This window comes from Mesorhizobium escarrei (genome assembly GCF_935825525.1).
Taxonomy (GTDB): domain Bacteria; phylum Pseudomonadota; class Alphaproteobacteria; order Rhizobiales; family Rhizobiaceae; genus Mesorhizobium; species Mesorhizobium escarrei.
Window position 1 is genome coordinate 52,509 of record NZ_CAKXZT010000090.1, and the last position, 26,130, is coordinate 78,638.

Genomic DNA, 26,130 nt, shown 5'->3' on the forward strand with positions numbered 1-26,130 from the left:
ACGTCGACATTACGTTCGAAGAGGTCGGCTTTCTGGCCCAATTATCCCGAAAGCGGACGTTCCGCTTTCGGCCCACCATCAACGACGTTCGAGACCTTGATGCTAGGCGAGGGTGGAGGCAGGTCCCCCATCACCCCCCAGCCAGCCTCGGCAGCAGAAAAATCTCCGCCCCCTGCGGCAATTCCTTCGACCAGGTGTCGCGATAGATAACCCCGTCTATGGCGACTGCGATGCCGCGGTCGATGTAAGGCTCGAAGCCGGGATACTGTTCAGCTAGCTTCCTGAACAGCTCCCGAATATCCTTCGCCTCAATCTCGACTTTGCTCTTGCCTCCGGCGATTGCGCCGAGCGATCCCCAGAGCGTTACTTCGACCATTCCCGTTCCGCCTCGATCGCCGCGAGAATCCGCGGCGGCGACATCGGGATATGCGTCATCCGCACGCCCGCGGCGTTCGACACCGCATTGGCGATGGCCGCCAGCGGCGGCACGATCGAGGTCTCGCCGACGCCACGCACCCCGTAAGGATGGTTGGGATTGGGGATCTCGAGGATCTGCGTGTCGATCATCGGCAGGTCGGAGCAGACCGGGATGCGGTAGTCGAGGAAGCCGGGGTTCTGCAGCCGCCCGTCCTTGCCGTAGACGTACTCTTCGTTGAGCGCCCAGCCGATGCCTTGCGCAGCACCCCCCTGGTATTGCCCCTCGACATAGGTCGGGTGCACCGCCTTGCCGGCATCCTGCACGACTGTGTAGCGCAGCACCCTCGTGGCGCCGGTCTCCGGATCGACCTCGATATCGCAGATATGGGTGGCGAAGGAGACGCCGGCGCCGTCGGCGACGAGCTCGCTGTGGCCGGCGATCGGCCCGCCCGTCTTTCCTGACCCGGCCGCGATCTCCTTCAGGGACAGCGCCGCAAGGTTGCCGTACTTCTCGCCTTTGGCGATGGCGTGGCCGTTTTCCCAGACCACGTCGTCGACGGGAACATCCCACATCTGCGCGGCGCGTTCCCGCAGGATCTTGATGGCGTTGCGGGCGGCCGAGATCGTCGCCATCGAGGAGGAGAAGGTGCCGCGGCTGCCGTCCGTCATGTCGTTGTAGCCGAGGCTGGAGGTGTCGGCGACCACCGCCTTGACCTGCTCATAGGCGATGCCGAGTTCCTCCGCCGCCACCAGCGACAGCGACGCGCGGGAACCACCCACATCGACCGTGCCGACGGCAAGCGAGACCGAGCCGTCCATGCCGATGTTGAGGTCGGTGCAGGTCTGGCCGCCGAAGTTGAACCAGAAGCCGCAAGCCATGCCGCGGCCCTGGTTCTTGCCCAGCGGTGCCTTCATGTGCGGATGGTTCTTCGCCGCTTCCAGCGTCGGGCCGATGCCGATCGGGCCGTATACCGGGCCGTAGGACGATCTGGTGCCTTCCTGCGCGGCGTTCCTGATCCGGAACTCCACCGGATCCATGCCGATCTCCTTGGCCAGCTCGTCGACGGCGCTTTCCACCGCAAACGCCGCCATCGGCGCCGACGGCGCGCGATAGGCCGCCGTCTTCGGCCGGTTGACCAGCACTTCGTAGCCGACTGTCCTGACGTTCTCGAGCCGATAGCAGGCGAACGCGGTCATGGCGCCGAGCTCGGCCCACATGCCGGCATAGGGGCCGCAGGAATAGCGCAGCGTCGCCTCGGCCGCCGTGATCGTGCCGTCCTTGCGGGCGCCGATCCTGACGTCGATCGAGGTGGCACTGGTCGGCCCGGAGGCGCGGAACACCTCGTCGCGCGTCATCACCAGCTTGACCGGCCGGCCGGCCTTGCGCGACAGCGCCAGCGCCACCGGCTCGGCCCAGACATGGGTCTTGCCCCCGAAACCGCCGCCGATCTCCGACGAGGTGACGCGCAGCTTGGAAGCTTCCATGCCAAGCAGCTGGGCGCAGTGCTGGCGGTAGACGAAATGGCCTTGTGTGCAGACCCAAAGGTCGGCGGTGCCGTCGGAGCTGACGCTCGCCACGCAAGCATGCGGCTCGATATAGCCCTGGTGCGTCTGCTCGGTCTTGAAGGAGCGTTCGACGACGAAGTCGGCCCGGCCAAATCCCTCATGGATGTCGCCATGGCCGTACTGGCTGCGCTTGGTGACGTTGGAAGACTTGACGGGCTTTTGCTCAAGGCCTTCGGTGAAGATGGTGTCGTCGAGCACGGGCGCCGAGTGCTTCATCGCCTCGTCGACATCGGTCACATGCGGCAGCACTTCATAGTCGACCTCGATCAGCTTCAGCGCCTGCCTTGCCGTGCGGGCGTCGACCGCGGCGACCGCGGCCACCGCATGGCCGTCATAGAGCGCCTTCTTGCGCGCCATGCAGTTGTCGAGGATGTCGTACAGGGCGGCATCGCCGTCGGTGAGGTCGGGCAGGTCGGCCGCGGTGATCACCGCCTTCACCCCGTTGAGCTTCTCCGCCTTCGAGGTGTCGATCTTCCTGATCGTGGCGTGGGCGTGCGGGCTTCTCAGAACACGCCCGACCAACTGGCCGGTCATGTTGAAGTCCGCGCCATAGCGCGCGCGGCCCGTCACCTTGTCGACGCCGTCGGGGCGGATGGGACGCGTGCCGACGGAGGCGAAATTGCGTCCGGAATAGCGCGGATCGAAATTCATCGTCAGGCTCCCTTCATTACGCTTGCCGCGTCCTGGACGGCGCGCACGATCTTGTCATAGCCGGTGCAGCGGCAGAGGTTCCCGGCGAGGCCGAAGCGGATTTCCTCCTCGGTCGGGTCGGGGTTCTTGGCCAACAGGTCTTTCGCCGCGATCAGGAAGCCCGGCGTGCAGACGCCACATTGCAGCGCTGCGTGCTCGAGGAACTTCTGCTGCAGCGGATGCAGCCTGTCGCCATGCGCCATGCCCTCGATGGTCTCGACGCGCCGGCCTTCGGCCTCCGCGCCAAGCACCAGGCACGAGCACACCAGCCGGTCGTCGAGGATGATGCTGCAGGCGCCGCAGTCGCCGGTGCCGCAGCCTTCCTTGGCGCCGGTCAGCCCGAGGCGGTCGCGCAGCACGTCGAGCAGCGTCTCGTCCGGTTGGCAAAGGTACTCGACATTGTCGCCGTTGATTGTCGTTGAAACTGCTACACCAGCCATCATTTGCCTCCTGCACGCGCATAGGCGGTCGTGGCGGCCCGCCCGGCCAGCACACCCGCAACTTTTCTTCTGAACTCGACGGTGCCCCGCTTGTCGTCGATGGGACGGCAGGTCCCCGAGCAGACCTTGGCGAGCCGCTCCAGCGCTGCTTCGTCCAGCTTCCTGCCGATCAGGGCCTCGGCCGCCTCTTCCACCAGCAGCACCGTCGGCGCCACGGCGCCCAGTGCCACGCGGGCCGATTTGACGACACCTTGTTCATCGAGTGTCAGCTTCACCCCGGCGCTGACCACGGCGATGTCCATCTCCGTGCGTGGAATGAAACGCAGATAGGCATCGCCGGAGCGCGGCGCGCGCCTGTCGAGCAGGATCGCCTCGATGATTTCTCCCTTGGCGAGCGACGTCTTGCCAGGCCCGGTCGGCACTGCCTCTACCGCGACCGTGCGCCTGCCTCCTGGCCCGATGATCAATGCCCTGGCGCCGGCGGCCACCAGCGCCGGCACGCTGTCGGCGGCCGGCGAGGCGTTGCAAAGATTGCCGACGATTGTGCAGCGACCCTGCACCTGTTTCGAGCCAATCAGTTTGGCCGCTTCGACGACGCCCGGCCATTCCCTCTTCAAGGCCGCGCTCTCTCCCATCAGGGCGCAGGAGACCGCCGCACCAATGCTGAAGCCATCCGCCGTTTCCCTGATCTCGCCCAGTCCGTCGATCGACTTGATGTCGACGATCAGGTCGGGCTCGATAAAGCCGCCTTTCATTCTCACCAGGAGGTCGCTGCCTCCGGCGAGAATGGCGGCGGTGCCAGGCGAACCGGCCAACTGGCCAACGGCATCTTCCATTGAATGCGGACGTATGTAGCGCATCGTCTCCCCTTGATCATCGCAATTCTGTCGGCCTGTTATAGAGCCTTGGATCGCAATGGTCATCCGGTTCTGCATGAGCACCGATTAGGCCAGGCGCCGCAAGACAAATGGCAACATTCCACCGCCATATCGGCCATCGTCGGTAGCCAACTGCTGAGTCTGAGACCTGGAGCGGCGGGCGGCGGGCTTTTGCCGGCGCGTTCTCAACTCAGGACGCCGGGTTGAACTGAAGCAATTTGAAGCAATCGCCGCTTCCCGACTTCAACTGCGTCAGGAAACGTTTCGACCGGTCGATCCATTCCTGGTGCGATCTGGCCCCGGACTCGATCTCGTCGACCGGTCCAAGCTTGACGAAGCTGCGCCCCTTGCTGAAAAGCCAGCACGCACGGCCGAGAAGTCTTCGGCTGCGCTGGCGCAAGAGGTCGGCATCATAAAAGATGTCGAGCACCTCCTGCTTGATCTTCCGCTGCTTTTCAGGGTTTGCGATCGCAGCCTCGATCGGCTCGCCGCCGATCGCATCCTGCAGGTCCTTGTAGTCGAGGGCGAGCTGAGTGGTGGCATATTTGATCTCGCTCTCATCCTGGACAATGTTGAACCACAGCGTGGGATCGAGTTCGTTGACGACAAACGATGCTTCGAAATCGCGCGACAGGTTCAGGATCTCGAACGCTTGAACTTCAACGTCGCGCTCGACCAAAAGGATCTCGGCGACCTGCTTGCCGAGTTCCGCCCCGTGCGCGCTGATCGCGGCGTTAGTCCCGCCGAGTTCCGGACTGATATAGGGTCCGCCATCATCCAACAGCGCATCGAATTCGCCCAGGTATTCGACGACGGCGGCGCCGCGAGCAATGCGCGCGGCCAGTTTGGCGAGAACCAGCTGCAGCTCCGTTTCGCGCTTGCGCTGGTCCTGATAATTCTGCTGAAAAAAGAAGATGAACAGAGAAACGCCTATTCCGATCAGGATAATGCCGAGCTGGGAAAAGGTGTTGCGATAATATTCCAGCAGCTTTTCACGATGGCGCATGTCATGGCGCACGCTGTGTGCCACACGAGCATTGACGATTAGCGAAAGGATCAGCAGCCCGGCACCGACCAGGATGAGGCCGCCGATGAGGAAATAGCCTTGCCCGGAACTGAAATCCATTCTTTTGCCGCGTCCCTGAAGCCCAGACCGCGCAGACTAATCCCATTCCGTTTCAACGCCTACGGGCGACCCATGAAGCGGGCACTCGCCTAATACTTTAGTTGTAATCTCTCGCGTCTTTGATATCGTCACGGAGGGAGGAATTCAGATGGTAGTAGAGTGCACATCCGCGCCCCAAATGGGCGTCTTTTCAATCATTGAACTGGATCTCTTGAGGGGGGTGGTTCGGGAAACTTTGCAGTCCGGCGAAGCGGAGCTCGACAACGAGGACGCCGAAATGATCGCGCGCGTGGTCATCGCAACCTACAAGGACGGCGCCTCGGGTCGCGAGGAATTGCTTGAAGCCGCCCGGATTGCCGCCAGGCGCTGCGCCCTCGACCATTTTTACGATCGAGCAGTCGGCCTGTTCGCATAGGATTTCGCATCTGACGCAATTCAGGGCGGAGCTGCTCGTTCGACATTTCGTTTCGCACGTCGATCTTGTCGATCGGCGGTTTGCGACGGGCGCGGCAGCCGCAAGAGCCGTCGATGCAACTGCGCAAAGCCGACTTCGTTCTGGAGCGGGATGCGTTCGAATTGAATTGGGAATCCCGCGCTATCTATTGGTTTCATCCGCATTTTTACGACGGCAGGCGATCCCACCTGGTGCAGATGCTCCCATCTGCAACTGTAGTCCTACGCAGAAATGCCCAGCCTGAACTTGTCGGTATCTTTCATCCTGCCTTGCCTCGCGGCCAAGTGGTTTGTCAGCAGATTTTCTTCGATGGGCTGTGACATGAAAAACCCTTGAGCGCTGTGACAACGCTCGGCGATCAGGAAATTAAGCTGCGCTTCATTTTCCACCCCCTCTGCCAGGACGGACAAGCCGAGGGAATTGGCCAGCGCTATAATGCCTCGAACAATGTTCTGTTTTTTCTTCGACCCTTCCAGACCGCTCAAGAACGATCGGTCGATCTTCAACCGATCCAGGTTGAAATCGGCAAGGTAGCCGAAACTTGAATAGCCGGATCCAAAATCGTCGAGTGCCAGACCGACGCCGATATTTCGAATTTCCGTCAGCATGTTCAAGGCGTTTCGGCTGTTCTGGATAAGTACCCCTTCCGTTATTTCCAGTTGCAGGCGCGAGGGCGGCAGTCCTGTTTGTTGCAGCACCAGAACAAGGTGGGCGAAGTACGCATCGTTCTGAAGGCTTTTGCCCGAAAAATTGACCGAGCAAACGAAATCATCGGCAGAAACAGGCGCCCATCGAGCTGCCTGCAGGCAAGCCTTGCTCAGCACAACCTTGTCGACTTCCAGTATCAGATCGCTTCGTTCGGCAACTGGAATGAATGACATCGGCAGGCGAATCGCGCCCGAAGCGGGGTCGCGCCAGCGCACGAGCGCCTCGGCGCCGATCATGCGGCCGGTTGCCAACTCGAACTGCGGTTGCCAAACCAGAAAGAACTCGTCGCAGTTAAGCGCACGCTTAATCCCAGCTTCTTCGCCGAGCTGCATATCGAACTGATTGAGGATTGCAGGCGAGAACGTCACGAAGCCGGAGCGTCCTTCCGCTTTGGCGACATAAAGAGCGCTATCTGCGTTGCGCAACAGCGTGGAAATATTCGAACCATGTTCGGGGAAACACGCCATGCCGATACTGGCTCCCATCCGCACGTGGTGGCCCGCGAGTTCGGCAAACCGGTTCAATTGCTCGCGAAGCCAATGTCCGAGAGCATTGGCTGCCGCGCGCCGGTCCCCGATCGCCATGACGGCAAACTCGTCGCCGCCCAGACGGATGGCGACCACTTCGTCCGGCCGCTCGACCGATTGCAGGATTTCCGCGACGGCTTTCAGCAGCAGATCACCGACGTGATGACCGAACGTATCGTTCACGCTCTTGAAATGATCCAGGTCTATCAGGAAAAGTCGGAGTTGCTTGCCGGCCAGCCTTGCCCGGTCCAGCATCACGTCCCTGTTGGCTGACATCCAGGCACGGTTCTTCAATTCCGTCGTCGCGTCGCGCCAGGCCAGAAACTCCAGTTTCCTTATCGTTTCCCGACGGCCGATAAGCAATACCGCAGTTCCGATCGCCAGCAGCGACAAGACCGCCAGTGCGAATGCAATCTGGTAATTGAATCTCTTCAGGCTTTTTTCCGCCGAATAGAGATCCACGTTGATCTCATCTCCATATTTGTAATATTCGTCGTTCATCCTCGCTACGAGATGCTCGAGTTCCAGCCCCATTTCATTCAATATATTTTCGTCGAGGGGCGGCCCGGCCGCAATCAATTCATCAAGCCGTGTCACCGCGTCAACGACACGCGGAACGATACTTGCATAGGCGGGAATCTCGCTCGCTGTCCCAGTGCCGTCGATCCGCTTGAAACGGATGTAGACCAGGTCGTTCGCCGCCGATAACTGCTCAAGGCTGGCTGCAGAGCCAGGGGCGGCCTGGGCGAGCGACGTCATGTCCCTGAGGTGGGTTACATCGCGTATCGCAATGTGGAACTCGCGGATGGCGAAAAAGCCGAACCGAGGCAGCGAATATTCGATCTTGCTGAGGCTTAGAAACAATATGGTGATCAGGACGGCAGAGCTGGCTGCTGCAGCCGCAATGGCGGTCCCGTAGGTGACGGGAACGCGCCAGCCTCTCGATCCGAAGCGTGCCATACGAGCCACGCCGGAGCTCGATCAGCCGCCGGGCTCGAGCGTCTTGATCAGCCAGACCCACCGTGGTTTGTGGATTGGCGTATCGAAGGCCGGGTGGTCGTTGAGCGGATAGACCAGCCGGGTCGGACCTTGCGTGCGCCGGGTCAGCAATTTTCCATTCTGGCGGGTGGCAAGCAGGAGAGGACCTTCCGTCCAATCTTCGCGCGGAATTATCTGCACATATTCGTCCACCGCCCGCAGAACAACGGAATCCTCGCCTTCCAATCCAACGAGCTTGAGCACATCGCGGAACAGGACGCCCTCAAATGTAAGCTGTCCCTTTTCAAATGGACTTGGGGTGGTAACCCGGTAGAGACCGAGCTTTTCCAGCTGTCGCAACGTGACTGGGACCGACTTGCCGTTGTTTTTCACATTGAAGGCCACAGTGTCCGGCGATTCCGGGAGATCAGCGGGCTCCAACGCCCTGGCCGGCAGGACGCCAAGCGCCAGGACTGCCAGCATGATCAGACTGCGCCTAAGCGATGAAAATCCTGTGTTGAGCAAGGATGACATGCGCAATCCTTTTCTTCTCGATGGGCCAGCCGTCGCCTTACCGGGCAGGCGGGGCTTACATTGCCATGAATGTCTGATTTTTCCGTTAGCTCTGTTCGACCGACGAACGGGGAGAGACGCACAACGGCGAAACTGCCGATCTCCCCCCTCGTGGCGGAGATGGCCGGCAGGCCAGAGGGGCGTGAAGGATCGCGGCCTCATTCCAGCCTGGGTTCCTCTCCCCACTTCGCGGGAGCGAGGAACCCAGGTCCTGACAGGGAGACTGCGCTCTTATCTGCTTCCAGAATGCCAGCTCAATTTTGAACGCATCCCGCTCTACCTCCCAGCCCGTTGTCCTCGCCACAACAGCTCGATTCCTGCGCGTAGGCGATCCGTAAGCGGGCATCTGCCAGCCTTCCCTCGACGTCCAGGGAGGGAAGACCGATGTCGAAGCTCCATGCCAACCTTGTTCTTCTGGTTGCTGCAGCTTTGTGGGGCTTCGGCAATATCCCGCAAAAGACTATTCTGGACCATCTCGACCCGCTGAGCGCGGTCGGCATGCGCTGCCTGATCGGCGGGCTTATGGTCCTGCCTCTGATCGTCACCGAACCCCGACAGCCGGCAGGCGGCCTCTATCGCGCGAGCCTGGCAAGGGTAAGCGCGTTGTTTGCGGTCTCGATCGTTTTTCAGCAGATCGGCTATCTCGGCACGTCGGTGACCAATGCCAGCTTTCTGATCAGCACGTCGACGGTGATGACGCCGATTGCGGCGCGGCTGCTGATCGGCGAGCGATTGACGACGACCGTTGGGCTCGCCGCCGGCCTGTCTGTGCTCGGCGCGCTGCTCCTGTCCGTCGGCATCGCGAGCTTCAACCGCGGCGATGCGGCGATCATGCTGTCGGCGGTCTGCTTTGCGCTGTGGATGGTCGAGCTCGGCCGCCATGCGCAAACCTACGGACGCCCGTTCACCGCCATGGCGGCGCAATGCCTCGGCGCGGCGGTGGTCACCTTGCCTTTCGGCCTGTTGCACGGCAATCTGTCGCCTGCCACCGTGATCGATGCCTGGCCGCAATTGCTTGTGCTGGGCGTGTTCTCGACCGCCGTCGGCTTCAGCATCCAGACTGTCGCCCAGCGCTTCACCTCGGCCAGTCACGCGGCGGTGATGGTTAGCGCCGAAAGTGTGTTCGGCGCGTTGGGTGCCGCGCTTTTCCTGGCCGAGCGGACGTCGTCCGCAGGCGTGCTCGGCGCGACGATCATGCTCGGCGCCATCCTCTATCTCGCCACGTCCGGCGGCAAAACTGCCAAAGCCGGTGCAGGCGGCTGAATTGGCAGGTTGATCGCCGGCCGCATATGATTCACGCTTGGCCGGTTTGGAATGCAGGATTGAGTGCCGGTCGCCGCACCCTTCACAGCGCGGGCATGTTTGTCCGCGAACATTTATAACCCTGGGTGAGGCAGCTGCTGGCGCAAAGCGGGCTTCGTCCCAGCGCCGCGCTTTCGGCAGCCCAGCCTTCACCCGCCACCCTTCGCGGACTTCGCCGCCCCAAACCTCAGCCCGTCCATCAACAGCGAGACCAGCCGGCGCGAGCGGTCGCGCCAGTCGTCGGTGTCGGGCGCCGAATAGATGCCGCCCAGCGCATGCAGAACGTCGGAGGCGTCGACGTCGCTGCGGATCGAGCCGTCGGCCACCGCCGCTTCGATCAGCTGCCGCAAGGCAAGTGTCACACGGCCGGACATGTCCGAGAACAGGGTTGAATTGGTGTTGAGCAGGGTACGCAGGCTCGTCGCCAGCCCGCGCTTGGTGGCGATGTAGTCGACGAAGCGCTGCATCCACTGTTCGAGCGCAACGTCGGGCGGGTGGTGAAGGGCGAGCTCGTCGGCGGCCGCGCACAGGCTTTCCACTTCGCGCCGGTAGACCACTTCGACCAGATGCTCGCGCGTCGGAAAATGCCGGTAGAGCGTACCGATGCCGACGCCGGCCTGGCGCGCGATCTCCTCCAGCGAGGCATCGGCGCCATGCATGGCAAAGGCCGCTGCTGCTGCCTTGACCAGCGCGTCGCGGTTGCGCTGCGCATCGGCGCGCAGCGGTTTTGCCGCTGTTGCGTCGGGCTTGTCTTTGGCGGTTGCGGGCGGCTGCGAAGCCAAAATTTTCTCCACTGCAAATACGGGGCTTGAACCCGACGGGTCCAACCCCCACGTAATAAACGGAGGCGCCTCCGTTTTAGTGGAGCACCTTTATCATATAACCAGGGGACCGGTATGTCACGTGTCGAGAGCTTGCAAGCCGGCGAGAGCGTGATCTCCCCCCTCGAGGGGGAGATGTCGCCGAAGGCGACGAGGGGGTCGGTTCGACCGGGCACGACCTCCTGCGGCAGATGGAGTTGGCGCTCTATGCCAGGCGACCCCCTCTGGCCGCTTCGCGGCCATCTCCCCCTCAAGGGGAGAGATTACGCGCGCCGCCGCTTTCGCCAATCGCCAAGGAGCTGCCAATCTCCCTGTGAACTAAGACCTAGCCACCTGGCGCCCTTGCCGCTGGCCGGCCGGGCACCAGATCATCCCCCTTCGCGTCAAGCAACTGGAGCCAGACGCCCCATGACAAGCAAAACCCGAATTCCCATCAAACTTCAAATCAACGGACATCGCCATGAACTGGAGGTCGAGCCGCGCGTCACGCTGCTCGACGCCTTGCGCGATCATCTCGGCCTGACCGGCACCAAGAAGGGCTGCGACCAGGGCCAATGCGGCGCCTGCACCGTCCATATTGACGGCCAGCGTGTGCTGGCCTGCCTGACGCTCGCCGCCCAGGCCGAGGGCAGGGCGATCAGATCAATCGAAGGGCTCGCCGACGGCGACGGCACGCTGCACGCGGTGCAGGCCGCTTTCCTCGAACAGGACGCCTTCCAGTGCGGTTACTGCACGCCGGGCCAGATCATGTCGGCTGTCGCCTGTATCCGCGAGGGCCATGCCGGCTCGGATGACGAGATCCGCGAATATATGGCCGGCAATCTCTGCCGTTGTGGCGCCTATCCGCACATCGTCGCCGCCGTGCGCCAGGCGGCACTGGAGATTGCGTCATCCACGGAGACCGCGTCATGAGGGATTTTTCCTACCTGCGCGCCGATTCCATCGATGCGGCACGCCAGGCGGCGGCGCTGCCCGGCGCCATGCTGCTCGCCGGCGGCACGACGCTCATCGATCTCGCCAAATGCGGCGTCACCGAACCCGAAACCGTGGTCGACATCACCCATCTCAAGGGACTGGATGGGATCACGGTCGATGACCGGGGCGCCACGATCGGATCGTTGGCAAGGATGAGCAGCGTCGCCGACCATGCCGACGTCAAGAGCCGGTTCCCCGCCGTGTCGGAAGCGCTGTGGCAGGCGGCCTCGGCGCAGCTCCGCAACATGGCGACCATCGGCGGCAATCTGATGCAGCGCACGCGCTGCCCGTATTTCCGCGATCCGGCGAATTTCCCCGCCTGCAACAAGCGCACGCCCGGCAGCGGCTGCTCGGCGATCGGAGGCGTCACCCGCGGCCATGCCGTGCTCGGCACCAGCGAAGCCTGCATCGCCACCTATCCCGGCGATCTGGCGACAGCGCTCGTTGCCTTCGACGCGATCGTTCATCTCGGCGACCGCCAGGTCGCGGTCGACGACTTTTTTCTCCTGCCGGGCGCCACGCCCGACAAGGAACATGCGATCGCGCCAGGCGAGATGATCACCGCGATCAGCATTCTTGCTTCCGCCGCAGCACGACGTTCGACCTATCTAAAAGTCCGCGACCGGCAATCCTACGAATTCGCCGCTGCAAGTGCCGCCGTCGGCATCGAATTCGAGGCCGACGGAAGGACGATCCGTGACCTGCGCGTGGCGCTCGGAGGTGTCGGAACCAAGCCGTGGCGCGCTCGCGCCGTGGAAGAGGCGCTGAAAGGCAAGCTGCTGGAGCCCGACACGGTCCGGCGCGCCAGCCAGCTCGCCATCGAGGGCGCCGTCGACCACGGCGCCAACCATTACAAGATCGAACTGGCGCCGCGCGTCGTCGCCCGCGCCATCCTCAAGATGGGAGAGACGGCATGACCGTTCACGACGTCAGATCAAGACATGGTGATTCAAAGAGGGGCGACGCTTCGGACGGCGCCATTCTTGCGGAAGCAGTGGGCGGGCGGCTGTCGCGCATCGATGGGCCGGCCAAGATCACCGGTGCCGCAAAATACGCCGTCGAGCAGCAGCTCGAAGGGCTCAGCCACGCGGTCCTCGTCGAGAGCACGATTGCGGCCGGCAAGGTGCGTTCGATCGACACGGCCGCGGCTGAAAGCGCGCCGGGCGTGCTTCTAGTGCTGATGCCGGACAATGCGTTGCGCCTCAACACCGCGACGGACTGGCTGGGCACGCCGCCGCCGGATATTCCCTATTGCCCGCTGGCGCGCGATATCACCTTCAGCGGCCAGCATGTCGCGGCGGTGGTGGCCGAGAGTTTCGAGCAGGCGGTCGCGGCCGCGGCACTGGTCAAGGTCGCCTATCACGAGACGCCGGCCATCGTCGATCTCGACGATCCGAAGGCCGGCGACGGTATTCCGATCGATACGATGACCAAGGAATGGGGCGATGCCCAAGCGGCTTTCGCCGCCGCCCCGGTGCGGATCTGCGCCGCCTACAACACGCCGCGCGAATACCAGGCGCCGATGGAGCCGCACGGCTTGATCGCGCATTGGCAGGGCGACCAACTGACGGTGTGGGAGCCCAGCCAATGGCTCGACGGAATGGCGCGGACCTATGCCGAATGGTTCGGCGTGCCGTTCGAGAATGTGCGCCTGGTCTCGCCCTTTATCGGCGGCGGCTTCGGCTCCAAGGCGTTCGCTTACGGCTACGGCGCAGTGGCGGCGATGGCCGCGAAAATGCTGGGAAGGCCGGTGAAGCTCGCGGTCACCAGGCCGCAGACCTTCACCGCCTATGGCGGACGGGCGGCGACGCGCCAGACGGTGGCGCTCGGCGCCGACGCAGAGGGACGGATCCAGTCGATCGTGCATCGCGGCGTCAACGAGACCTCGGTCGACGGCATGTGGGTCGAGCCGCTCGGTTCGGTCACCTCGATCATGTATGCGACGCCGAATTTCTCGTCGCGGCAGAATGTCGTGCGGGTGAATACGGTTGTGCCGGGGGCGTTGCGCGCGCCGGGCGAGAATCCGAGCGCCTTCGGCGTCGAATGCGCGATCGACGAACTGGCTTACGAGGTCGGCATCGATCCGCTGGAAATCCGGCTCAGGAACTACGCCGAACAGGATCCGGAGGCGAACAAGCCGTGGTCGACAAGGCGGCTGCGCGAAGCCTTCGCTGCCGGTGCCGAGGCCTTCGGCTGGTCGAAACGTGCGCCCGAGCCGCGCTCGATGCGCGACGGCAACCAGCTGATCGGCTGGGGTGTAGCCGCCGGCACCTATCCGGTGCGGCGCGCCTATGGCGAGGCGATGGTGCGCATTCTCGCCGACGGCTCGGTCGAGGTCGAAAGCTCGAGCATCGACATGGGGCAGGGCACCTATACGATCTTGGCGCAGACCGCCGCCGAAGTAGTGGGCGTGGCGGCTGAGAAGGTCGTGGTGAAGCTGGGAGACTCCCGCTATGCCCGCGCCGGCGTCACCGGCGGTTCGCGGCTGGCCGGCGTGATGACCGGCGCGGTGCACAAGGCGGCGACTGCCGCGCTCGATGAGCTGGTTGGGCTGGCGATCAGCGATCCAAATTCACCGTTCCATGCGCTGCAGGCCAACACCCTGGTCGTTGCCAATGGCCGCATCGCTTCACCGCGTGGCGACGGCCCTGAAGTCTCGATCGCCGAGCTGCTCGGCAGCGTCGGACGCAGCCAGATCGAGGCGATGGGCGACACAATGCCGGCCAATTCGACGGCTGACGATCGCTACAAGAACTACACGACCATCGCGACGGCGCTGTCGCACACCGAGGGCGACTATTCCCGCCACAGCTGGTGCGCGCATTTCATCGAGGTGCGCGTCGACGAGGATTTTGGCACGGTTCGCGTGTCGCGCGTGGTGTCGGCGCTGGATTCGGGCCGGCTCTACAACCCCAAGCTCGCCGAAAGCCAGTGGAAGGGCGGCATAATCATGGGCATCGGCCAGGCGCTGCTGGAGGAAGGCATCGTCGACCGCCGCCACGGCCGCATCGTCAACAACAATTTGGCCGACTATCTCATCGCGACCAATGCCGACATTCCCGACATCGAGGTGATCTCGGTCGGCATCCCCGATCCGCATTCCTCGGCGCTCGGCGGCAAGGGTGTGGGCGAACTCGGCATCGTCGGCGTGGCGCCGGCGATCGCCAATGCGGTGTTCCACGCCACCGGCAAAAGGGTGCGGGATCTGCCGATCACGCTGGAGAAGCTGATTTAGGCGAGGTCGGAGGCGGGAGGGGCCGGCGGCGAAGCTGCCAATCTCCCCCCTTGTGGGGGGAGGGGAGACCACGCGCTCGGCCGCAACGCTCTCCCTTCTCCCCCTGTGGGAGAAGGTGGCCTCGCGAAGCGAGGTCGGATGAGGGGTGTTCCAGCTTGGCACCGACGGCGATCCTTCCAACACCCCTCAACCGTCTCGGCGCTGCGCGCCGATCCACCTTCTCCCACAAGGGGAGAAGGGACAGGCGCCCTCACTTCTCCCCATCCTGCCTGATGAAATGGCCGAGCAGGTCCATCGGCACCGGAAACACGACCGTCGACGAGCGCTCACCGGCGATGTCATGGAGAGCCTCGAAATAGCGCAGCTGCATGGCCTGCGGTGCCTCGGCCAGCATCTTGCCGGCCTCGACGAGTTTTGCCGCCGCCTGCTGTTCGCCGTCGGCATTGATCACTTTGGCACGCCGCAGCCGTTCGGCCTCGGCCTGCTTGGCGATGGCGCGGACCATGTTTTCGTTGAGGTCGACATGCTTGTTCTCGACGTCGGAGACCTTGATGCCCCAGGCATCGGTCCGCTGATCGAGGATCTCCTGGATATCGCTGTTGAGCTTGTCACGTTCGGCCAGCATTTCATCGAGCTCATGCTTGCCGAGCACCGAGCGCAAGGTGGTCTGTGCCAACTGGTTGGTGGCGGTCATGAAGTCCTCGACCTGGATCACCGCCCGCTCGGCGTCGACGATACGAAAATACAGCACCACGTTCACCTTTACCGAGACGTTGTCGCGCGAGATCACGTCCTGCGGCGGCACGTCCTGGACCACCACTCGCAGGTCGACCTTCACCATCTGCTGCACGAAGGGGATGAGGATGATCAGGCCGGGCCCCTTGACCCCGGTGAAGCGGCCGAGCGTGAAGACTACACCGCGCTGATATTCCCTCGGATGCGAATGGCCGCGGACAGGAACATGACCACGACGAGCGCTGCTACCAGATAGGCCACATAGCCGAAGATCATTGCCCTGCTCCGTCGCTTCTCACATTGCGGCGCCGTATCGTCAGCACGAGACCCCTGACATCGGCCACCTCGACGCTGTCGCCCACTGCAACGGGTTCGTCGGCCTTTGCCCGCCAGCGCTCGCCCCGGGCAAGCACGTGGCCCTCGCTGCCCTCCCAATCGAGGACCTTGGCCGGCAGCCCTTGCATGGCCTGTGCGCCAACACGCGGAACGTTTCTTGCGGCCCGCCCAGAGATAGCTGCCGGTCAGCAGCGCCAGGCCGAGCGTCAGGACGGCGGCGGTGCCGATGACGGGCCACGACATCTCGAAGCCGGGACCTTCGATCCTGAGCAGCATGGCAGAGCCCAGCAGAAACGCAGCCACGCCTCCCAGCCCAAGCACCACTGTGGGATTAAAGACCTCGACGACGAGGAAGATGATGCCAAGCAGCATCAAGGCAAGGCCGGCATAGCTGATCGGCAGGTGATTGAGCGCATAGAGCCCGAGCAGCAGGCAGATCGTGCCGATCACGCCTGGCGCGACCGCGCCTGGGCTCGTGAACTCGAAGACGAGGCCATAAACGCCGATCAGCATCAGGATGACGGCGATGTTCGGGTCGGTGATGACGGCGAGAAGCCGGATGAGCCAGCCGGGCTCCAGCGTTTCAACCGGCAGCCCTTTGGTCGCCAGCACTTCTTTCCTGCCGGCGATCTCGACCGTCCGGCCGTCGGCCAGCTGAAGCAGTTCGGTCGTGTCGCGGGCGACGAAGTCGACGACACGTTCCTGCAGCGCCGCGCTGGCTGACAGGCTGGCCGCCTCGCGCACGGCCTTTTCACCCCAATCGGCATTGCGCCCGCGCAGTTCAGCCAGGCTGCGGATCAGGGCAACCGCATCGTTCGTCGCCTTGGCGATCATCGCATTGCCCGCCGGTTCCTCGCCCACCGCGAAGCGGGGGAGAGGTGGCCGCGAAGCGACCGGAGAGGGGGCTGCCGTAGAGCGCGGTTCCCCCTCTCCGTCTCGGCTTCGCCGAGCCACCTCTCCCCCACTTTCGAAGGGGCGAGGAACCCAAGCTGGAATGAGGCCACCTCTGTCCCGCCGGACATTTCCCCCGCAAGGGGAGATCGGCAGCTTCAACCCTGTGCATCACCCATTGGCAGGAAACGGGTGGTTTGCGCGCGCTGCTTCACCCATCTGATTGCAGAAGCCGATGAAGCCAGAGGAGGCAGAGCCATGACCATGCACACGGTTCCAGCAGCAGCAGTCCGTTCGGCGGAGGCGCGCGTCGCCGCTTATGATTGGCAGGCACTGGCCTCGGAGATGAGTGGTTATGGCTGCGCGGTGATGGAAAAGCTGCTGACACCGCAAGAATGCCTGGAGATCGCCGGGCTCTATGCCGACGAAAGCCATTTCCGCAGCCATATCCTCATGGCGCGGCACGGCTTCGGCAAGGGCGAGTACCGCTACTTCCGCTATCCCTTGCCAGAGCTAATCGGCGGCTTGCGCAGCGCGCTCTATCCGCGCCTTGCCGCCGTCGCCAACGACTGGAACCAGCGCATGGGCATCGCGCAGCGCTACCCGGACGAACACGCCGCGTTCCTCAAGCAATGCCACGACCAGGGCCAGACGCGGCCGACGCCGCTCCTGCTGCAATATGGTCCCGGCGACTTCAACTGCCTGCATCAGGATCTCTACGGCGAGCTTGCCTTCCCGCTGCAGGTGGCAATCCTGCTGTCCGAACCGGATAAGGACTTTACCGGCGGCGAGTTCGTGCTGACCGAACAGCGCCCGCGCATGCAGAGCCGCGCCGAGGTGGTGCCGCTGCGCCAGGGCGACGCCGTCGCCTTCGCGGTCCACAATCGTCCGGTGCAGGGCAGCAAAGGCAGCTACCGCGTCAATCTCAGGCACGGCGTCAGCCGGCTTCGCTCCGGCATGCGCCATACCGTCGGCATCATCTTCCACGACGCAAAGTAAAGGTGTCTGCAGACTTCCTTCTCCCTTCTCCCCTTGTGGGGCCCGAAGGGCGGGCGAGGCCCGTGACTCGCCCCGGGCGGTGGATTGGCGCGCAGCGCCAAGACGGTTGAGGGGTGTTGGAAGGAGTGCCGTCAGTATCAAGCTGGAACACCCCTCATCCGACCGCTTCGCGGCCACCTTCTCCCACAAAAGGGGAGAAGGGTGCGCGCGAGGCGCAACGTTGGAGTTCAGTTCTTCGGACCCAATTCTTCATAGGAGCCCGAGGGACGGGCGGGACAAGCGATCGCAAATCCGAATAAAAAAGTTCTACTCACAAAGAACTTTGTCATCCAATCGTTAACCAAGGTTCATACGGTGAGCAATGTTGTTTCTCTGCTGGCGTTTGTTCGCCGGGCGGATGACTGTTGATATCTGCCAGGGCTGAAAAGCAGTTACTTATTTTCGCAGTATAGTCGGGGATTGCCATGATGTTTCCAGCAAGCTTTGCGTCGCTACGGCGCAAATGGCCGAAGGTAAGTGGCGCCATCATGCTTGCTGCTGCCTTGATGATCGGGGCCGCTGCGCAGGCTGAGCCTATTCGCGGCGCCGGATCGACATTGGCCGCCCCGATCATCGGCAAATGGGCAACGGCCTACGAGAGCGCTCGCGCCGACGGCGGCGACTATGTCTCGCCCGACTGGAAGGTCGACTATGAAATTGTCGGCTCGCTCGCCGGCGTCCTGCGTCTCGATCAGCCGGACATCGACTTTGCCGCGACGGATGCGCCGATCAATGCCGCCGAACTCAAGAAGGCCGGCCGCCAGCAGTTTCCGATCGTGATGGGCGCCATCGCCGTCGTCGTCAATCTCGACGGCATCGGCCCGGGAAGCCTTCGCCTGACCGGGCCGCTGCTGGCCGACATTTATTTAGGCAAGATCCAGTCATGGTCCGATCCAGCGATCAAGGCGGTGAATCCGGACCTGACGCTGCCCGATCTCAGGATCAGCGTTCTTCATCGCAAGGATGGCTCCGGCTCGACCTTTGTCTTCACCGAGTATCTGTCGGCGGTCAGCGATGAGTGGAAGGCCAAATACGGCGCCAATACGCTGATCTCGTGGCCGCTCGGCACTGACGCCGAAGGCACACAGAACCTCATTCGAGCCGTGCATCAGACGAAGGGCGCGATCGCCTATGCCGAATCCGGCCAGGCCCAGCGCGCCAGCCTTGCCTACGCGCTGATCGAGAACAAATCCGGCAAGTTCGTCAAGCCGGAGCCGGAGGGCGTGCAGGCTGCCGCGACATCCGTCGACTGGGCGCAAACGACCGACTTCTTCGCTTCGCTGACCGATCGAGACGGCGATACTGCCTATCCGATCAGCACGGCGGTGTTCGCGGTCGTTCAGGTCTCGGGTCGTTCGGAGCATCGCTATCGCCGCGTGCACGACCTCTTCCGGCTCGCCTTCGCGCAAGGCGCGGGCGACGCCGCCGCGCTCGGCTACGTGCCGCTGCCGAAAGCGCTCGTCGCCCAGATCGAGCAATATTGGGCAAGGCAGGAACCCGTCGGAAACTGAGCGGAAGAGAACTGAGCGGAAGAGCCGGGCTGCTGCTTCGCGCAGCACCTGAACTGAACTTCATATCGCGCCGTGATGGCGGCTTGTTGGGGACTGCGTGACATGGACATCGATATCTTCAAGGACATCCTCGTGCCGGTAATCGGCGGGTTGGGCATCTTCATGCTCGGCCTCGACTTCATGGCCAACGGCATCCAGGCGCTGTCGGTCAACCGGATGCGCGCCTTTCTCGCCAAGGCCGCCGGAACGCCGATCAAGGGCGTGCTGGCGGGAACGCTGATCACCGGCGTCATCCAGTCGTCGACGGCGATGAGCGTCATGGTCGTCGGCCTGGTCAATGCCGGCGTCATTGCGCTTCGACCGGCGATCAGCGTGATCATGGGCGCCAATATCGGCACCACGCTCGGCAACGGGCTCATCGCCCTGCCGCTCGGTCCGCTCGGACTGATCCTGGCAGGCGTGTTCTCGCTGATCTACTGCTTCGCCAAAAGCGAGAAGGTCAAGAACATAGCGCTCGCCGGCATGGGCTTCGCGCTGATCTTCTATGGCCTCAACCTGATGACCGGTGGCCTGCGTCCGCTGCGCAACCTGCCCGAAGTCATGGCCCTGCTGCAAACGCTGACGGCCGATTCCTATCTCAACCTGCTCAAATGCGTGTTCATCGCCGCCGGCGTGACCGCCATGATCCATTCGTCCTCGGCGACGATCGGCATTGTCATGGGCCTTGGCGCCGCCGGCATCCTCGACTGGACGACGGCCGTCGCCTTCTCGCTCGGCGCCGATCTCGGCACCACGATCACCTCGTGGATGGCTTCGCTTAATCTTTCGAAGAATGCCAAGCGTACCGCTTACGCGCACATCTCGTTCAACATCATCGGTGTGTGCATCACGATTCCGTTGTTCTTCGTCTCCATGCAGGTCCTGGAATGGGCCATGCAGTTCTTCGGCGGCGATCCCGCCATTCCGGTGATCGTCGACGGCAAGGAGACCTTCCCCCTGGTGCCGGTCGCGGTCGGTCTCTACTCGACGTTCTTCAACGTCTTCAACACGCTGTTGCTGTTTCCGTTCATCGGGGTGTTCGAGCGGGTCCTGTCGCGTGTCGGTCACACGGATGCCGAGGACACGGAAGATTTCTCGACGCCGCGATTCCTCGACCGCAAGCTGGCCGGCGATTTTGCCAAGGCCGTTCCCGCCGTCCAGCAGGAGACGGCCCGTCACCTTGAGGCCGGCGCAATGTTCCTCGACATCGCACGTTCGTCGAAGAAGGCGCCGTCGGATCCTGGCGAGCACTATCTCGCAACCGATATCCTCAGCCGCGACATCCGCGCCTACACCGCCGAATTGATGAAGGAGGACCTGCCCTACGAGCAGCTCGACCTGATCGCCAGCCTGATCGAGGAAGCCGACTTCACGGCTGCCCTGACGGAATCGATGCATCAGGTGGCGCGCCGCGTCAGGCGCGAGAAATTCAGCGGCCCGGCGCAGGCCATCGTCGACGTTGCGCTGAGCAAGCTCGATGCCTCGCTACGTGAGATCTTGCCGACTTACGGCATCTCCGACCCGAAGGTGCCGGCTGGCCATGTCAATCTGCCGGAGGTCGAGGAACTGCGCAGCCGCACGCTGGCGCTCGGACCCAATGCAGGCGCTGCCGAACGCGGCACGATCCTGGCCCTGCTCGGTTCAATCGAACGCGCGGAAATCCTGATCCAACGCATCGATGCCGAGCGCAAATCGGTCAACCGGCAAAGCGTGCTCGCCCGTGCCTCGGCACGCAAGGAGGCCAAGGCGCACTCGATGGGCGATCCCGGCCTCAGCCCGGTCCCGGCCGAGTAGAAGGCCTATCTTCCTTCTCCCCTTGTTGTGGGAGAAGGTGGCCGAGCGAAGCGAGGTCGGATGAGGGGTGTTCCAGCTTGGCACCGACGGCGATCCTTCCAGCACCCCTCAACCGTCTTGGCGCTACGCGCCAATCCACCTTCTCCCACAAACAAGGGGAGAAGGGAGAGCGACGCATCCTCGCTCAGCCTTGAAACAGCGCCAGCTCTTCCTTCGTGAGGTGGCGGGCCTTGCCCTTGGCGAGGTCGCCGAGCTGCACGCGGCCGATCGCCACCCGCACCAGGCGAAGCACCTCGACATCGTGCGCGCCGAGCAGCCGGCGGATGTGGCGGTTGCGGCCCTCGTCGAGGGTGACTTCCAGCCAAGCGGTGCTGGTGCCGCTGCGCAGGATCTCGATCGAGCGGGCCGTCAAATCTTCACCGTCGACCGTGGCGCCGGCGCGCAACCGCGCCAGCATGGCCGGGTCGGGCAGGGCGCCGATCTGCACATGATAGACCTTGGCGACGTGCGAAGCGGGGTCGAGCAGGCGCTGGGCGAAACGGGTGTCGTTGGTCATCAAAAGCAGGCCCTCACTGGCCTTGTCGAGGCGGCCGACCGGCGACACGAAGGGCAGGTCGAGTCCTGCCAGGCAGTCATAGACGGTGCCACGGTCCTGCGGGTCGTCGCGGGTGGTGACCAGGCCGCGCGGCTTGTTGATCATCAGGTAGACCTTGCGCTCGGCGACGACGCGGCTGCCGTCGACCTCGATGCGGTCGCGGCCGGGATCGACGCGCAGCGAGCCGTTGCGCACGATTTTGCCGGCGACCCGGACGCGCCCTTCGGCGACCAGAATTTCCGCCTGCTTGCGCGAGCACAGGCCAAGCTTTGACAGGGCACGGCAAAGGCTGACGCCGGGGGAACTGACGCCTGGGTTGGGCGAGGGGCGTGGCCGGCGGGTGTTCGGCCGTGGTGTCATCGTTTTGCGTGATCGTTCCGGCAAGGTCAGGACTTTCCCGCCAGCCCATCTCCAGCCCTGGCGAGCGTTTCCATGCCGTCGCTGAGGCGCTGCATCAAGCCCTCGCCAAGTCCGCGCAATCGATTCTCCAGTCAGGTGAATATTGCCTAACAGAAAGCCGCCAGGGTGGATATCTGGATTCTCGGATACGAGTATCCGGGCGTGTGAACTACGGCCCTTCGTTGCGACGGGCCGCCTCCGGACTTTTTGGCAAGGTTGGCGCTCTACCGCGCCCCCCTCTGTCCTGCCGGACATCTCCCCCACAAGGGGGAGATCGACCGTCATCAGTGTTTCGCCAATCGCCAACCTTTTGAAAAGAGGCGCGGTCGGCAAAGCTGCCGATCTCCCCCCAAGAGGGGGAGATGTCCGGCAGGACAGAGGGGGCGCCGTAGAGCGCCAACGTCACCAGCCTCGAACCCGCCGCTCCCTGGCCTCCGACGCTGATCGCCGGGGGCGCCACGATGGTCAGTTTGCCCTGGGCTCGTCCTCGACGACAAAAGATGCGGCAATCAGGTCGTCGGCATCGATCTGCAGCGAGCCTTCACCTCCTCCCATGACAGCGGCTACCTTCTGAAAAATTTTCATCTCGTGCTCGGTAATTCGGGCGCTCCGCATCCTGGCTTGGAGATCGGCGATGCGCAGCCCCAATGTGTGGGACGTTCCAATTTCACGGTTCGACATGACAACATGCTCCTCCCCATCCCATGCTTTTGCCTCCCCACCGATACTCGCCCGTCGCCTACCAGGTTTGCCTAAATATAAGGCATCGCGAATACAGCGCCCCGAACGCTGGTGCGAGGGGAAGGTTCCAGCGCAGCACGGTCACGAAATAATACGGGCCGCCGCCGTCGGCGGGTTACCGCAGGAGGTGGCTGGCCGTCTTTCTTCGGTTTGTGACGGAATCGCCGGCAAGGTGAGCTCAAAGAAGATTTGACTGTATCCTCCCCGGGAGGATACAAAAACAGCCATGTCCGAAGGCATCCACCGTTCGCATCCGGCTATCGTGAAGCGCCTGAAGCGCGCGCAAGGCCACCTTGCGGCGGTGCTGTCGATGTTCGAGGCGCATCGTCCTTGCGTTGATCTGGCGCAGCAGCTCCACGCCGTGGAGAGCGCCATCAGCAGCGCAAAGCGCGAACTGATCCACGATCATATCGAGCACTGCCTGACGGACACCGCGGAAGCGGGCGGCAACTCGCTGGCGGAACTCAAGCAACTGGCGAAATACCTGTGAGCCGTCAAATACCTGTGCTCGGCGCGCGCATCCTCGACTGGTTCGGGTTCGGGCCGCGCGATCACGCCGCGCATGGTCATGGCCATCACGATCATGTGAGCGGGTCGCATAGCCACGGGGTCATCGATGCAACCATTGCGACGACCGACCGCGGTATCTGGGCGATCAAATGGTCGTTCGTCATCCTGGCCCTCACCGCGGCGATGCAGATGGTCGTGGTCGCGCTATCGGGCAGCGTGGCGTTGCTGGCCGACGCCATCCACAACATCGGTGACGCCACCACCGCCATTCCGCTGTGGATCGCCTTCCTTCTGGCCCGGCGCAAGCCGTCGCCGACCTTCGCCTACGGCCTAGGCCGGGTCGAGGACCTGGCCGGGATGATCATCGTCGGGATCATCCTGTTCAGCGCCATCGTCGCCGGCTACCAGGCCATCGACCGTTTGATCAATCCACGCGCGGTGACGCATCTTGGCTGGCTGGCGGCGGCAGGCCTTGTCGGCTTTCTCGGCAATGAGGCCGTGGCGGTGTTCCGCATCCGCGTCGGCCGCGAAATCAACAGCGCCGCACTCGTTGCCGACGGCTACCACGCCCGCACCGACGGCCTGACCAGCCTTGCCGTGGTCCTCGGAGCGTTCGGGGTCTGGCTCGGTTTTGCGTTGGCCGACCCGATCGTCGGCCTGCTCATCACGGTTGCGATTTTGGGCATCGTCTGGCAGTCGGCGCGCTCGGTGCTGACCCGCATGCTCGATGGTATAGATCCTGATGTCATCGGCGACATTCGCCATGCCGCCGCGCATGTGCCGGCAGCGCGCATTGTCGAGGCCAAGGCGCGGTGGATCGGTCACAAGCTGCACGCCAACATTGCCATCGCCGTAGAAGAAAGCCTGCCGGTTTCCGAGGCGAAGAAAATCACCGCAACGCTGGAGCACCAGCTGTTCGAGCACATGCCGGCGCTTGCGGCGGCGAATATAAGATTGGCGAACGCGGATGCCGATCATGCTCACGGGTGAGCGCTCCTCATCGACGAGCGCCGCTAAGCAGCCCCGGCTTTGTGCGCCAAAGGATGCCTCGGCTGGTAGAGGCCAAGCGAGCCGCCACTGGGAAGCGAGACATGCGTGAGCAGGCCCCAGCCTTCATCGGTGACCGAAGTGCATTCAACATCGTGCGATTTCAGTTCCTGGATTGTGGCATCGATGTCTTCGCACATGAGATAGACTTCGTGGCTGTCGGTTTCGGCGGCCGGGTGAACGGCGATCTCGGCCGGTGGCAATGCGAAGATCAACCAGCCTTCGCCAGCATCGATTGCTGGAAAACGCAGGACATTGCGAAAAAATGCGCGGTCCGCCTCGGCATCCGTGCTGTAGATGATCATGTGTGCGCCGGAAATCATGGCTCCTTACCTCCCTGATGCGAACAAGCTATCGCCGTTGCAAACGACGTTTCGGCGCTATCGCCCTCCAGGCAGCCGCTCGATATCGACAAGCTTCAGTTGGATATAGGTCGATCGGCCGTGATTGCAGGTGCCAGAACCCGGCGTTACTTCCATCTGGCGGCCGAAAAGAATTATGCCGAGCCCGAGAATCTTTTCGGCAACTGCGGTCGTCTTCTGCTCAGACCAACCATTCGGGAGATGAACCATGGGCTACAAACTCATTCGCTACAGCGTGAAGGACACCGGGCTGGAAGAGAACCGCGCGCTGGTGGCAAAAGTGTTCGAGGCGCTGGATGAGACGGCGCCACAAACCGTGCGCTATCTCGTGCTCGAACTCGACGACGGCGAGTTCATCCACGTCGTCGGCGAGGGAACCGATACATCCGCGCTGACCGGGCTTGCGGCCTTCGAGGCATTCACGCAGAACCATGCGGAGCGGCGTTCGACCCCGGTCAAGCGATCGCCTGCCAAAATCATCGGCAACTACCGTGTGCTTGAGGAGAGCAAGGCCGGATAGAATGGACGCCATGAAGTTCGACCGGCCGGCGCTGGAGGCGATGCTCTCCGGCTTGCGCCCCAAACTGCACCGCTACTGCGCCCGCATGGCCGGCTCGGTGATCGACGGCGAAGACATCGTCCAGGACACGCTGCTGAAGGCGCTGCAGGCGGTGGACGGCAGCATGGCGGTCGAGCGGCCCGAGCAATGGCTGTTTCGCATCGCTCATAATGCCGCCCAGGATCATCTGCGCCAGCGCCATCGGGAAAGGTCGCGCATGACCGAAACCGACATGACCACGATCGAGGATCCTTCCGGCAGCGCCGACGCAAGGCTCGCCGCTACGGCCGGCCTGCGCCGCTTCATGCAACTCTCGGTTGCGCAGCGCAGCGCCGTGATCCTGGTCGACGTGCTAGGCCTTTCACTGCACGAAACCTGCGAGGTGACCGGCACGACGCTGGCCGCCACCAAGGCGGCGCTGCATCGCGGGCGGGCGCAGCTGCGCATATTGGCAGCTGAGCCCGAACAAGCTGCCGCGCCACGGCTCGACGCCGATGACGAGCGACGGCTGCGCCGCTATGTCGATCTGTTCAACGCGCGCGATTTCGACGCGGTCAGGGCGCTGATCGCCGAGGATGTCCAGCTCGAACTGGTCAGCCGCCTCCGCCTGCGCGGCAAGGCCGAAGTGTCGACCTATTTCGGCAATTACGACCGCATCAGCGACTGGGCGCTGTCGCTGGGCTTCGTCGACGGCCGACCGGCGATCCTGATCCGCAACCCGCAGGAGCCGGAGGGCCCGGTGCGCGGCTTCATGCTGATCGAATGGTGGGACGAGCGGGTCGTCCAGATCCGCGATTTTCGTTATGCACCCTGGTGTCTGGTCGATGCCGAGATCAGCACGGTGGACGGGTAGGGGAGGGTTGGAAATGGTGCGGAGATGGCG

Annotated in this window: 23 protein-coding genes and 2 pseudogenes; 12 read left to right on the forward strand and 13 right to left on the reverse strand. The window is 63.3% G+C overall.

The genetic code is table 11. From position 1 onward, the window contains the following. Positions 1-130: 130 nt before the first annotated feature. The 5 genes from NMG80_RS05980 to NMG80_RS06000 form a co-directional block, all read right to left on the reverse strand. Positions 131-376 carry a MoaD/ThiS family protein gene (locus NMG80_RS05980; protein ID WP_023799104.1) on the reverse strand — a complete coding sequence of 82 codons (246 nt, stop codon included), beginning with the start codon at positions 374-376 and terminating at the stop codon, positions 131-133. Beyond that, positions 364-2,634 (reverse strand): xanthine dehydrogenase family protein molybdopterin-binding subunit, encoded by a 2,271-nt coding sequence (locus NMG80_RS05985; RefSeq protein ID WP_254017288.1) that lies wholly within the window; start codon positions 2,632-2,634, stop codon positions 364-366. The genes NMG80_RS05980 and NMG80_RS05985 overlap by 13 nt, the downstream gene beginning before the upstream one ends. A 2-nt stretch (positions 2,635-2,636) precedes the next feature. Further along, positions 2,637-3,113, reverse strand: coding sequence for a (2Fe-2S)-binding protein (locus NMG80_RS05990; RefSeq protein WP_254017289.1), 477 nt, complete (start codon positions 3,111-3,113; stop codon positions 2,637-2,639). Continuing rightward, positions 3,113-3,973: an FAD binding domain-containing protein gene (locus NMG80_RS05995; protein ID WP_254017290.1), complete on the reverse strand. Its 861-nt coding sequence runs from the start codon at positions 3,971-3,973 to the stop codon at positions 3,113-3,115. Before NMG80_RS05995 ends, NMG80_RS05990 begins: the two co-directional genes overlap by 1 nt. Positions 3,974-4,181: 208 nt before the next feature. Further along, on the reverse strand, positions 4,182-5,117 hold the full coding sequence (locus NMG80_RS06000; RefSeq protein ID WP_254017291.1) for a hypothetical protein: 936 nt from the start codon (positions 5,115-5,117) through the stop codon (positions 4,182-4,184). 148 nt (positions 5,118-5,265) lie between these two features. Between NMG80_RS06000 and NMG80_RS06005 the strand changes: the two genes are divergently transcribed. Further along, on the forward strand, positions 5,266-5,532 hold the full coding sequence (locus NMG80_RS06005) for a hypothetical protein (protein WP_436798553.1): 267 nt from the start codon (positions 5,266-5,268) through the stop codon (positions 5,530-5,532). A gap of 260 nt (positions 5,533-5,792) precedes the next feature. Here NMG80_RS06005 and NMG80_RS06010 read toward each other — a convergent pair whose 3' ends face one another. Both NMG80_RS06010 and NMG80_RS06015 read right to left on the reverse strand, forming a co-directional pair. Then, the gene (locus NMG80_RS06010; protein ID WP_254017293.1) at positions 5,793-7,766 is read right to left on the reverse strand and encodes a putative bifunctional diguanylate cyclase/phosphodiesterase; all 1,974 of its coding nucleotides are present in this window, start codon (positions 7,764-7,766) and stop codon (positions 5,793-5,795) included. 21 nt (positions 7,767-7,787) lie between these two features. Further along, positions 7,788-8,267, reverse strand: coding sequence for a putative pterin-binding protein (locus tag NMG80_RS06015; RefSeq protein ID WP_254017294.1), 480 nt, complete (start codon positions 8,265-8,267; stop codon positions 7,788-7,790). 474 nt (positions 8,268-8,741) lie between these two features. On the opposite strand from NMG80_RS06015, the gene NMG80_RS06020 reads away from it, so the two are divergent. Continuing rightward, on the forward strand, positions 8,742-9,620 hold the full coding sequence (locus tag NMG80_RS06020) for a DMT family transporter (protein ID WP_254017295.1): 879 nt from the start codon (positions 8,742-8,744) through the stop codon (positions 9,618-9,620). 188 nt (positions 9,621-9,808) lie between these two features. On the opposite strand, the gene NMG80_RS06025 is transcribed toward NMG80_RS06020, so the two are convergent. Continuing rightward, complete coding sequence (locus NMG80_RS06025; protein WP_254017296.1) at positions 9,809-10,441, reverse strand: TetR/AcrR family transcriptional regulator; 633 nt, start codon at positions 10,439-10,441, stop codon at positions 9,809-9,811. A 447-nt stretch (positions 10,442-10,888) separates the two neighbouring features. Here NMG80_RS06025 and NMG80_RS06030 point away from each other — a divergent pair, with 447 nt between their 5' ends. The 3 genes from NMG80_RS06030 to NMG80_RS06040 are packed head-to-tail and all read left to right on the forward strand — an operon-like array spanning position 10,889 to position 14,690. Next, a complete protein-coding gene (locus NMG80_RS06030; protein WP_254017297.1) occupies positions 10,889-11,392 on the forward strand; it encodes a (2Fe-2S)-binding protein in 504 nt (167 codons plus the stop codon). Beyond that, a complete protein-coding gene (locus NMG80_RS06035; RefSeq protein ID WP_254017298.1) occupies positions 11,389-12,372 on the forward strand; it encodes an FAD binding domain-containing protein in 984 nt (327 codons plus the stop codon). The genes NMG80_RS06030 and NMG80_RS06035 overlap by 4 nt, the downstream gene beginning before the upstream one ends. Further along, on the forward strand, positions 12,369-14,690 hold the full coding sequence (locus tag NMG80_RS06040; protein WP_254017299.1) for a xanthine dehydrogenase family protein molybdopterin-binding subunit: 2,322 nt from the start codon (positions 12,369-12,371) through the stop codon (positions 14,688-14,690). Before NMG80_RS06035 ends, NMG80_RS06040 begins: the two co-directional genes overlap by 4 nt. A 250-nt stretch (positions 14,691-14,940) precedes the next feature. Here the strand turns inward: NMG80_RS06040 and NMG80_RS06045 are convergent. Next, positions 14,941-15,701, reverse strand: a pseudogene (locus tag NMG80_RS06045) (slipin family protein). After that, positions 15,698-16,667, reverse strand: a pseudogene (locus tag NMG80_RS06050) (NfeD family protein); the annotation flags it as partial. The pseudogenes NMG80_RS06045 and NMG80_RS06050, both read right to left, overlap by 4 nt. A gap of 243 nt (positions 16,668-16,910) precedes the next feature. Here NMG80_RS06050 and NMG80_RS06055 point away from each other — a divergent pair. From NMG80_RS06055 to NMG80_RS06065, 3 genes are all read left to right on the forward strand, one after another. After that, positions 16,911-17,651 carry a 2OG-Fe(II) oxygenase gene (locus NMG80_RS06055; protein WP_254017300.1) on the forward strand — a complete coding sequence of 247 codons (741 nt, stop codon included), beginning with the start codon at positions 16,911-16,913 and terminating at the stop codon, positions 17,649-17,651. Between the two features lie 464 nt (positions 17,652-18,115). Beyond that, positions 18,116-19,201 carry a phosphate ABC transporter substrate-binding protein PstS gene (pstS, locus tag NMG80_RS06060; protein ID WP_254017301.1) on the forward strand — a complete coding sequence of 362 codons (1,086 nt, stop codon included), beginning with the start codon at positions 18,116-18,118 and terminating at the stop codon, positions 19,199-19,201. A 102-nt stretch (positions 19,202-19,303) separates the two neighbouring features. Beyond that, entirely contained in the window at positions 19,304-21,034 is a 1,731-nt protein-coding gene (locus NMG80_RS06065) for a Na/Pi cotransporter family protein (protein WP_254017302.1), read from the forward strand. A 184-nt stretch (positions 21,035-21,218) separates the two neighbouring features. Here NMG80_RS06065 and NMG80_RS06070 read toward each other — a convergent pair whose 3' ends face one another. Next, the gene (locus tag NMG80_RS06070) at positions 21,219-21,989 is read right to left on the reverse strand and encodes a pseudouridine synthase (protein ID WP_254017303.1); all 771 of its coding nucleotides are present in this window, start codon (positions 21,987-21,989) and stop codon (positions 21,219-21,221) included. A 504-nt stretch (positions 21,990-22,493) separates the two neighbouring features. Beyond that, a complete protein-coding gene (locus NMG80_RS06075) occupies positions 22,494-22,709 on the reverse strand; it encodes a hypothetical protein (protein WP_254017304.1) in 216 nt (71 codons plus the stop codon). 286 nt (positions 22,710-22,995) lie between these two features. Between NMG80_RS06075 and NMG80_RS06080 the strand changes: the two genes are divergently transcribed. Continuing rightward, entirely contained in the window at positions 22,996-23,259 is a 264-nt protein-coding gene (locus NMG80_RS06080) for a metal-sensing transcriptional repressor (RefSeq protein WP_027154260.1), read from the forward strand. Further along, complete coding sequence (locus tag NMG80_RS06085) at positions 23,256-24,269, forward strand: cation diffusion facilitator family transporter (RefSeq protein WP_367185926.1); 1,014 nt, start codon at positions 23,256-23,258, stop codon at positions 24,267-24,269. Before NMG80_RS06080 ends, NMG80_RS06085 begins: the two co-directional genes overlap by 4 nt. A gap of 23 nt (positions 24,270-24,292) precedes the next feature. Here NMG80_RS06085 and NMG80_RS06090 read toward each other — a convergent pair whose 3' ends face one another. Continuing rightward, positions 24,293-24,649, reverse strand: a complete 357-nt coding sequence (locus tag NMG80_RS06090) for a VOC family protein (RefSeq protein WP_254017305.1) — start codon at positions 24,647-24,649, stop codon at positions 24,293-24,295. Between the two features lie 247 nt (positions 24,650-24,896). Here NMG80_RS06090 and NMG80_RS06095 point away from each other — a divergent pair, with 247 nt between their 5' ends. Continuing rightward, positions 24,897-25,208, forward strand: a complete 312-nt coding sequence (locus NMG80_RS06095; protein WP_254017306.1) for a hypothetical protein — start codon at positions 24,897-24,899, stop codon at positions 25,206-25,208. 1 nt (position 25,209) lies between these two features. Continuing rightward, entirely contained in the window at positions 25,210-26,100 is an 891-nt protein-coding gene (locus tag NMG80_RS06100) for a sigma-70 family RNA polymerase sigma factor (protein WP_254017307.1), read from the forward strand. Positions 26,101-26,130 lie beyond the last annotated feature (30 nt).